The sequence below is a fragment of the Cytobacillus purgationiresistens genome (genome assembly GCF_030813235.1).
GTDB lineage: Bacteria > Bacillota > Bacilli > Bacillales > Cytobacillaceae > Cytobacillus > Cytobacillus purgationiresistens.
In genome coordinates, this window is sequence record NZ_JAUSUB010000044.1 from 26135 (window position 1) to 35329 (window position 9195).

Annotated in this window: 9 protein-coding genes and 1 pseudogene; 4 read left to right on the forward strand and 6 right to left on the reverse strand. The window is 38.0% G+C overall.

The window, feature by feature from the left end; all coding sequences use genetic code 11:
* Positions 1 to 65 precede the first annotated feature (65 nt).
* Positions 66 to 872, reverse strand: coding sequence for a recombination regulator RecX (recX, locus tag J2S17_RS26775; RefSeq protein WP_307479963.1), 807 nt, complete (start codon positions 870 to 872; stop codon positions 66 to 68).
* 201 nt (positions 873 to 1073) lie between these two features.
* Between recX and J2S17_RS26780 the strand changes: the two genes are divergently transcribed.
* The 3 genes and pseudogenes from J2S17_RS26780 to J2S17_RS26790 all read left to right on the forward strand — a co-directional run.
* Complete coding sequence (locus J2S17_RS26780) at positions 1074 to 1979, forward strand: TIGR01777 family oxidoreductase (RefSeq protein ID WP_307479965.1); 906 nt, start codon at positions 1074 to 1076, stop codon at positions 1977 to 1979.
* A gap of 70 nt (positions 1980 to 2049) precedes the next feature.
* Complete coding sequence (locus tag J2S17_RS26785) at positions 2050 to 2181, forward strand: YfhE family protein (RefSeq protein ID WP_307479969.1); 132 nt, start codon at positions 2050 to 2052, stop codon at positions 2179 to 2181.
* A 97-nt stretch (positions 2182 to 2278) separates the two neighbouring features.
* Positions 2279 to 2407 (forward strand): annotated as a pseudogene (locus tag J2S17_RS26790) (YfhD family protein); the annotation flags it as partial.
* A gap of 62 nt (positions 2408 to 2469) precedes the next feature.
* On the opposite strand, the gene J2S17_RS26795 reads toward J2S17_RS26790, so the two are convergent.
* Together J2S17_RS26795 and J2S17_RS26800 are read right to left on the reverse strand one after the other, a co-directional pair.
* Positions 2470 to 4296: an ABC transporter ATP-binding protein gene (locus J2S17_RS26795; protein WP_307479972.1), complete on the reverse strand. Its 1827-nt coding sequence runs from the start codon at positions 4294 to 4296 to the stop codon at positions 2470 to 2472.
* Complete coding sequence (locus tag J2S17_RS26800; protein WP_307479975.1) at positions 4277 to 6016, reverse strand: ABC transporter ATP-binding protein; 1740 nt, start codon at positions 6014 to 6016, stop codon at positions 4277 to 4279. The genes J2S17_RS26795 and J2S17_RS26800 overlap by 20 nt, the downstream gene beginning before the upstream one ends.
* Before the next feature lie 259 nt (positions 6017 to 6275).
* Between J2S17_RS26800 and J2S17_RS26805 the strand changes: the two genes are divergently transcribed.
* Positions 6276 to 7112 (forward strand): squalene/phytoene synthase family protein, encoded by an 837-nt coding sequence (locus J2S17_RS26805; RefSeq protein ID WP_307479977.1) that lies wholly within the window; start codon positions 6276 to 6278, stop codon positions 7110 to 7112.
* A gap of 120 nt (positions 7113 to 7232) precedes the next feature.
* Here J2S17_RS26805 and J2S17_RS26810 read toward each other — a convergent pair whose 3' ends face one another.
* From J2S17_RS26810 to J2S17_RS26820, 3 genes are read right to left on the reverse strand one after another with little or no spacing between them, the layout of a single operon-like run.
* The gene (locus J2S17_RS26810) at positions 7233 to 7544 is read right to left on the reverse strand and encodes a DMT family transporter (protein ID WP_307479980.1); all 312 of its coding nucleotides are present in this window, start codon (positions 7542 to 7544) and stop codon (positions 7233 to 7235) included.
* Positions 7544 to 7894, reverse strand: coding sequence for a DMT family transporter (locus J2S17_RS26815; protein WP_307479983.1), 351 nt, complete (start codon positions 7892 to 7894; stop codon positions 7544 to 7546). Before J2S17_RS26815 ends, J2S17_RS26810 begins: the two co-directional genes overlap by 1 nt.
* Positions 7891 to 8490, reverse strand: a complete 600-nt coding sequence (locus tag J2S17_RS26820; RefSeq protein WP_307479985.1) for a TetR/AcrR family transcriptional regulator — start codon at positions 8488 to 8490, stop codon at positions 7891 to 7893. The genes J2S17_RS26815 and J2S17_RS26820 overlap by 4 nt, the downstream gene beginning before the upstream one ends.
* Positions 8491 to 9195 lie beyond the last annotated feature (705 nt).

A 9195-nucleotide genomic window follows, 5' to 3' on the forward strand; every position in this document is an offset into this window, starting at 1 on the left:
CTCTCGCCCCTCTATTATCCTTTTTTCTTCATTAGTAAACTGGATGTTCTCTCAGTTAAATGCGTTCATTGCTCATCTTGTAAATATTGATCAATCAAATCGAATGAAAAACCTTTTCTAAACAAAGACTGCTTCATCTTTTGCCGATATTCAAAGTGAGGAAGATTTATATACTTCCTTTCCAGTTTTTCTGCATGGTGACGAAGTGCATCCTGCTCCTCTTCTCCTGCCTTTACCGTATCACTTTCTGCAATGGCCTCACGAATAATATCAAAGGAAAAGCCTTTTCTTTGCAGCACTTGTTCAAGCTTTTGTTCCACAATACGAGAAGATTCCCTTTTATATTTATTAATATACTTCCCACAAACACGGATGGCAGTATCTAGTTCCTCGCCCCAAGGATACTCTTTCAATGCTGCAGTGATAAGCCTGTCTGATATTCCCTTTTCTCTTAGCTCATTTTTTATTTGACCGGAGCCTTTGTCAGTTGTATTCTTTTGCGTTCGAACAAAAGCAATAGCAAATTCTTCATCGTTTAAGAATGAATAGTTGTAGAGCCGATGAATTGCTTCCCGAATAATTGGCTCTTCCATATCCTTAGACAATAAATGCTTTCTAACCTCATTCTCAGAACGCATTCTTCTTGCTAAAAATTGAATCCCCATATTATAAGCTTTTCGGATATCGTCCTGATAATTAATATCCAATATAGAAAAATCTTCTAACTCTAGACCCTTTTTTAATTGGTGCTTTATAAATACATCTTCATCTACACTAAAAGCATATTTTTCTCCACCGTTACCGTCATCTAAAAAAATATTATATCGATCTTTATTTTTTTTCTGAACTGTGATTTTTGTGATAATAGGCATTTTCTTCACCTCTCTTATTAATGTACCATAAAGAAAAAAGGATTTTATAACGTAAAGACCGAAATGATAAAGAAAAACTAATGATTATGGATAGTTTTCAAATGTTTACGGGTATAGGTTTATTACTTTAATAAGTTTAGGTCGTTAGCCTTCATCCCTTGTGTTCGCTAGTAACCTTCACATGACAAAGGAGGAGGAAAAATGAAAATAGCATTGACTGGAGGAACTGGCTTCGTTGGCAATCACCTAACTGCTGCTCTTTTGGCGCAGGATCATGAAGTCTTTATCCTAACAAGAAATAAAGAAGGAAAAACAGAATGTGAAAATCTCACTTATATTCAATGGCTTAACCCAGAGGACGAACCTGAAATTAAATTGGAAGGGATTGACGTATTCATTAACCTTTCAGGAGAATCGATTAATAGCGGTAGATGGACACAGAACAGAAAACTGAGAATTTTAGAAAGCAGAATCTCTTCTACAAAGGAAGTTCTGAGAATTATCAGCCGGCTGGAGGAAAAGCCTTATACGCTTATAAATGCCAGTGCTGTTGGATACTATGGCACGTCTGTTTCCGAGGTGTTTACGGAAGAGGATCAGAAGTCAGGGGACGATTTCCTTGCTGAAACCGTGAAGGAGTGGGAGGCTCAAGCAAAGCTTGCTGTAGAATGGGAAATCAGAACAGTCTTTAGCAGATTTGGGATCATTCTGGATAAAGACAATGGTGCACTCCCTAAGATGGCCTTACCCTATAAAATGTTGGCTGGAGGAACGATTGGTTCAGGTCAGCAGTGGTTATCCTGGATTCATATTGATGATGTTGTCCAAGCGATGATCTATATCATTAACAATGAACAATTAAAAGGGCCCGTCAATTTCACAGCTCCTTCACCAGTCACAATGAAAGAATTTGGTCAAACATTAAGCAAAGTACTGAATAAACCACATTGGATGCCTGTTCCTGAATCCATCGTAAAGGTGGCGCTTGGAGAAATGAGTTTATTAATCACAAAAGGTCAAAAGGTCCTCCCCAACAAATTAGCTGATAAAGGCTACACATTTCTTTATGATGATCTGAAATCCGCATTGCAAGCCATCTATGATTAATGGGTATTTTTTCTTTTCTTTAAGGAGAAAATAACTAAAGTCCATAAAATATTGGAAGGGTGTTGTACAGATGGCAGCAGATAAAAGAAGAAAAGAAAAAGTAAAAAAAGGTTTATCAAGCATGCAGGAAGTAACATATTCCAGTGAATTTAAAAGAGCCGATCGTGCAGGCGGAAACTCAAGCGGACGATCCAAGCATTAATTACCACCATTACCTAGGTGCACATTGTGGAAACATAAAAGGGCGGAAACAATTAATATAAAGTTTCCCATAACTTTTTAATCAAAGGAGTTTTACAATGGGGCGTTCTAGAGGACAAAGAACAAGAGACAAAAATAAATCTTCACTACCACAAGTTCCAAAAAACTTAAAAACAACTGTACAAAATGAAGAGTTTTCAGCAGAATTTTCTGATCAAACACATCTTAACAAACATAAAAAGCAATAAGATAAAGCGAGGGTGACTTTTATCAAGTCACTCTCTTCTTTTTACCCTATTTGCTTCTTGCCATGAAGCTGATAGTAAAAGCCTTTTTCTCTAAGCAAATTGGCATGAGTTCCCTCTTCAATAATCTTACCGCTTTGCAGGACGAAAATTCGATCAGCATTTTGAATCGTATTTAATCGATGGGCAATTACAAAGCTTGTTCTTCCCTTCATCAACTGCTGCAGCGCTTCTTGAATTTTCAACTCTGTCACGGTATCAATACTGCTGGTAGCTTCATCTAATACAAGGATAGATGGCTGAGCAAGGAAAGCACGGGCAATTGAAATAAGCTGCTTTTGACCCTGACTGATGCCATTGCCATTATTCTGCAAAGCTGTATCATATTGATTTGGTAGTTTCATGATAAAGGAATGGGCATTAGCTAGCTTAGCTGCTTCTATCACCTCTTCATCAGTTGCTTCTAGCCTGCCATAGCGAATATTCTCCCGAACGGTCCCTTGAAATAGAAAGGAATCTTGAAGAACAAAGCCCATATGCTTCCGCAAGCTTTCCTTTTTAATAGTAGAAATATCTATGCCATCGATTAGAATGGTCCCTGCATTTACTTCATAAAATCGGGAAAGAAGATTAATAATCGTCGTTTTCCCTGCTCCAGTTGGGCCGACAAAAGCAATGGTCTGTCCAGGAGAAGCAAGAAGATCGATATGATTTAAAGTATTTCTATTTCCTTCATATGCGAAAGAAACATCACGAAACTCCACTTCACCTTTCACATCTTCTAAAACACGCTTATTTAATTCCTGCTTCAATTCATCTTGCTCATCAATAATATCAAACACTCTCTCTGCTCCTGCTATTGCAGAAAAAAGCGTATTGAACTGGTTGGCCAAATCATTTAAAGGTCTAGTAAACTGCCGGGAATACTCTGTGAAAATAACGATAACCCCGATGCTTACTGCTCCATTCAATGCTAAAACCCCTCCAACACCCGCAATAATTGCAAAGCTTAAATTATTTAACATATTCATTAGTTTTGGAATGAACCCAGAATAGGTCTGCGCCCAGAAACCAGAATTTTTCAGTCTATCCCCTTTTTCTATAAACTCATTAATCACCTTTTGCTCCTGTGAAAAGGTTTTAATGATTTTTTGTCCGGAAATAGTCTCTTCTATAAATCCATTCAGTTCGCCTAGGTTTCTTTGCTGCTCCTTAAATAATTTGCTCGTTCTCTTTGTAATCCACTTCATGCCATAGAACATGAGCGGAACAATAATTAATGTTAGTAATGTCAAAAGCGGACTTAGCCAAAGCATCACAGCGATTGTGCCTACAAGGGTTAATACACTTGAGAAAATTTGAATGATTGAGCTATTTAATGTCGAACTCACATTCTCAATATCATTTGTTACCCTGCTCATTAATTCCCCCAGCTGCCTTTTATCAAAAAACGGAATAGGGAGTTTTTGGATTTGTTGAAAAAGATCAGCTCTCATAGAATAAACCGTCTCTTGAGCAACCCCTATCATCCAAAAGTTTTGCAGCCAAAGTGATAGCGAATGGATAATATAAATAACACCCAGTGCAATCAATAGCCGAACAAAGTAGCTGCCCTCTCTTGTAACCAAATATTGATCAATGGCCACACCAACTAGGAATGGACCCAATAATGCGAGCGCTGAGCTAACCACTACCATTAAAAGAACTAGAAATAACATACGTTTGCTATAAGCAAGGTACATCCATATTCGCATTAATACAGCTGAGGCGTTTTTCGGCTTACTCTTTTTTCCTTTTGTTTCTATGAGAGCCCCGTCAGACTGAAGTGGTATTTTTTTATGTTTAAAAGGCTCACTTAGTTTGGTAAGCAATCTGTTCGACCTCCTCTTCAGACTGTGATACGGATATTTGCCGGTAAAGATTAGAAGTCAACAGCAGCTCCTCATGTTTTCCTTCCGCTAATAGCGCACCCTCATCAAGCAGAAGGATTTTATCAGCTTTCTTTGCTGTGCTTATTTTTTGGGTGATAAGCAATGTTGTACAATCATACTTTTTAATGGCCTTCAGTAATTTAGCTTCCGTTTGCATATCTAATGCACTCGTACTATCATCTAAAAGCAGAATTTTCGGATTCCTGACAAGCGCTCTTGCAACGGATAGACGCTGCTTTTGCCCGCCTGACAGGTTGACTCCTTTCTGTCCAATTCTTGTATCATATTGATCAGGAAGGCTCATAATCGTTTCATGTATTTGGGCATTCTCTGCTGCTTCTATTATTTCTCCTATAGTGGCATCCTCTTTCCCCCAGGATATATTCTCCCGTACAGTCCCGCTGAATAACATCGCCTCTTGAGGAGCAAATCCAATTTTTCTTCGAAGCCAGTCCGTTCTTAATTCCTTTACATCTTCCCCATCGATGAGAACTTTCCCTGATGAGGTATGATAGAGCCGAGGAATCAATTGAAATAATGAGCTTTTTCCAGACCCTGTAGCACCGAGAACAGCAACAGTCGATCCTGCCTTGATTTGAAAATCAATCTCCTTCAACACTGAGCCGGGAGTATCTGGATATTTAAAGGAGACTTGTTTGAATTCAATGGCACCATCCATATGTACATTTTTCTTTGTTTCCTTTTTGTCGTTTAGATCACCAGAAGCTTCAAGTACTTCAACAATTCTTTCCGAAGAGGCCCTTGCCCGGGAAATTGCCATAATAATAAAAGAAAACATTGAAAAAGCAGTAGTCATTCTTGTCGCATAATTGATAATTGCAACCACCTCGCCGACTTGAACATCACCGCCAATGATTTGATTTCTTCCAAACCAAAGCACAACCAAGATACAAAGGTTCATGAATAAAAACAGCACTGGCATTGCTACTTCCATTAACCTTAAAGCTTTAACTGTATCGACTTTCAAGCTGCCACTTACTTTGGAAAATCGTTTCACTTCATGATTGCGTCTAATAAAGGCTTTTATTAGACGTATCCCTACCAGGTTTTCCTGCATGACATTATTGACAGTATCTAATTTTGCCTGGACACGCTTAAACATCACCCCGCCTTTTTTCATCACATAGATTAGAAAAATAACCAGGATAGGCACAACAGCAGTAAAAATCAAAGCAAGTTTCCAGTTGACAAAGAATGACATGATCAAGCTACCTACTACTAACAGAGGAGCCCTTAACATAATCCTTAAACCCATAAAAACTGTATTTTGTACCTGGGTAACATCATTAGTCATCCTGGTGATTAATGATGACGTCGGAAATTGATTAAAATTAGCAAATGAAAAGGATTGAATCTTTGTCATTAAACCTTTTCTAATATCGAACCCCAGACTTTGACTAACATGAGCTGCATAATATGAATTAATCACACCTGAAGCAAACGCAACAACCGATACCACAATCATCGCAATTCCCCAAACTAGAACGACATTTATATCATTCATTAATATCCCATCATCAATAATTTTACCTATCAATAAAGGCTGCAAAAGTTCAACTGATAATTCGGTAAGCATTAAAAAAAGTGCAAATACAACTGCCATTCGGTAAGGCTTTAAAAAAGATAAGACCTTCAACATTTAGATAGCCCCCATGATGTATTCAGAAATAACCAACTACTTCGTTTTCCTAAATAAGATATATGAACTATCATATCTCTTTTTACAAAATTTTTAAATAATTCATTAGGATTTTTATTTAGTCTTTGATATGTTAAAATTTTATGATATAAACAATTCATGTTTTTGTATTGAAATTTTGACTTTACTTAAATAAATTATCCTCATTTAGTAAAAAATATAGATGAGAATAGAATATAAAAAAAGGATGCGATTCAGGGTGAGCGAAAGAAACAACGTACATGAAGTACATAACGATGCAATTGATATTCTTAAGGAGACAAGCCGTACTTTTTTTATCCCAATTAGCCTCTTATCTCCTGGATTAAAAGAATCTGTTGCTTCTGCCTATTTATGCATGCGTGCAATCGATGAGATTGAAGATCATCCACAGCTTGAACCTCAAGTAAAACGTAATTTGCTATATTCTACGAGTGAAATTTTGAAGACAAAACCCTTTGATGGTCAAGCCTTGCATACAATATATGCTCCTTACCAACAGTCACTACCAGAAGTTACCCTACGTTTAAGCGACTGGATTAGCTATTGTCCTGAAGAAATCAGAAATGAAGTATTAAACTCAACATCGATCATGGCCGAAGGAATGGGAGATTGGGTCAAAAAGGATTGGAACATTAAAACAGAAGAGGATCTAGATCAATACACTTATACGGTTGCCGGATTAGTTGGAGTAATGTTAACTGATATTTGGAAATGGTATGATCAAACGAAGGCCAATAAGGACCTTGGCATTGGCTTCGGACGAGGTCTGCAAGCAGTCAATATCCTCCGTAACTATAAAGAAGACGAAGAACGCGGGGTAAGCTTCTTTCCTGAAGGATGGACATTAGACGATATGTTTGAATACGCCCGCCGCAACCTGGACTTAGCTGATCGATATGTCAAAGACTTAAAAACTGATACCATCGTTAACTTCTGTCAAATCCCATTAGCCCTTGCTCATGGAACGATGAAGGCATTAACAGATGGAAGAGAAAAAATGACGAGAAATGAAGTAAATGACATGGTTAGTAAGGTCATAACAAAAACTTCATGAAGCAATGAGCCGATAGCCTCGTGCAGCCTAGACAAGCATAAAACGTGTATGACCAGAGAGGCTTGAGTATCTCCTCACGACCATAAAAAATGTCTGGAGAGAGTATTCTCCAGACATTTTTTATGATATAAGCTTTAAACCAACAGCAGATGCAAGAATTAATGCAATACAGACAAGTCGTTTCCAATCCTTTGCTTCATCAAATAAGAACATCCCCACTAATGCAGCCCCTACGGTTCCAATCCCTGTCCAAATGGCATAGGCAGTCCCCATTGGTATGGCTGTCATTGCATAGGACAGGAGACTAAAGCTAATGCCAAATGCAATTAGGAGATAAATGAGTGCACTCCATTGCTTCATTGCAACTTTTTTTAAATTATAGACTCCAAAAACTTCAAATCCACCTGCGATAATTAACGCGAACCAATGCATTATGCAGCGCCTCCTTCCTCTGTTGCATTTGAATCAGAATCCGATAAGAGCTTGAGCCCTATTACTCCGATAAGCAGGGTACCAACCAAAACGATTTTTAATGGATTAAACGGCTCTCCGAATATAAGCATTTCCACCAATACCGTTCCCGCTGTTCCCAGTCCTGCAAAGACGGCATAAACTGTACCCACTGGCAAACGGCTAGTTGCTATAATTAATACAAAGAAGCTCAAAGCAATCATTACACCTGTGAAAATCCACTCAATTGGCGTTTCTGAATATTTGAGACCCGATACCCAGACCACTTCAAGTATTCCTGCTAATAAAACATAAAACCAGTGCTTTGTCATTTCTCATCTGCTCCTTTCCCTGTTGTTAGTAATCCCCGCCAAAATATTGGCCATGTTGCGCTGAAGCGTTTCAGAAAATACTCTTCTCCATTAAACATAAGCTCAATAACTGATCCATCAACAATTGTTATATACGCTAACGCTTCATCCATAAAATCATCAGACCTATTAGAGTCATTAGTCAACTGATTCTTAAGCACTCTAGCTAACAGACGCTGCATTTGGTGAAAAAACGGATTTACAAAATCCATCACTTCCCGATTTAACTTAGAAGGTGGAAAATAAGAGATCCTCAACAGAAATTTCGCGTGCTCATTTTCTCTATTTTCCTCTGCCATCCAAGTAAAGAACCCTTTCAGGCGATTTTCTAAAGGGTTTTCTTTTTGCGAAAGAAAATAAGAAAACATTCTTCTTTTTTCTGTATCAAGAACATATTTAACTACAGCAATAAACAATTCGTCTTTGCCTTTATAATGTGCATAAATGGAGGGTTTTTTTATCCCTACATCTTTAGCTATTTTGCTTAATGACGCACCTTCATAACCATCCTTTGCAAAATGTATAAGCGCAGCATCACGAATTAATTCAGCACTCATTCCTCCACCTCCCTAACGGTCGTTAGGGTAATCATCTCACACTAAAATATATCTGTCAATCCATCTTTGTTATTAAGGGATAATGATGATTGGGTGTATTTACTTCCTTTATTCTTCTCTAAAATTTAGCCCAGTACACCATTAAGCACAGTGAGGGATTGAACTATTTTTAATGAGATTTTAGCCTTTCAACTAGGATGAAGGTTTAGTACTGTTCACACACTATCAAGAATCATTTTCATTTTTTCCTTATCCGCAGGAAAAAATCGTTTCGAGGATAGGAAATCTGATGGGTTATTGCTTTTTTAATTTTGTTGCACTGGAAAATTTTATTACAAACTAGTTAACCCTTTCTGGCTCTTCTTCTCCATCTGGGCACTAGTTTTGTCAACTTGTTAACCCTTTCTGGCTTTTCTTCTCTATCCGGGCACTAGTTTGGTCAACTTGTTAACCCTTTCTGGCTCTTCTTCTCCATCTGGGCACTTGTTTGGTCAACTAGTTAACCCTTTCTGGCTTTTCTTCTCTATTCGGGCACTAGTTTGGTCAACTAGTTAACCCTTTCTGGCTCTTCTTCTCCATCCGGGCACTAGTTTGGTCAACTAGTTAACCCTTCTGGCTTTTCTTCTTCATCCGGGCACTAGTTTGGTCAACTAGTTAACCCTTTCTGGCTTTTCTTCTCCATCCGGGCACTAGTTTGGTCAACTA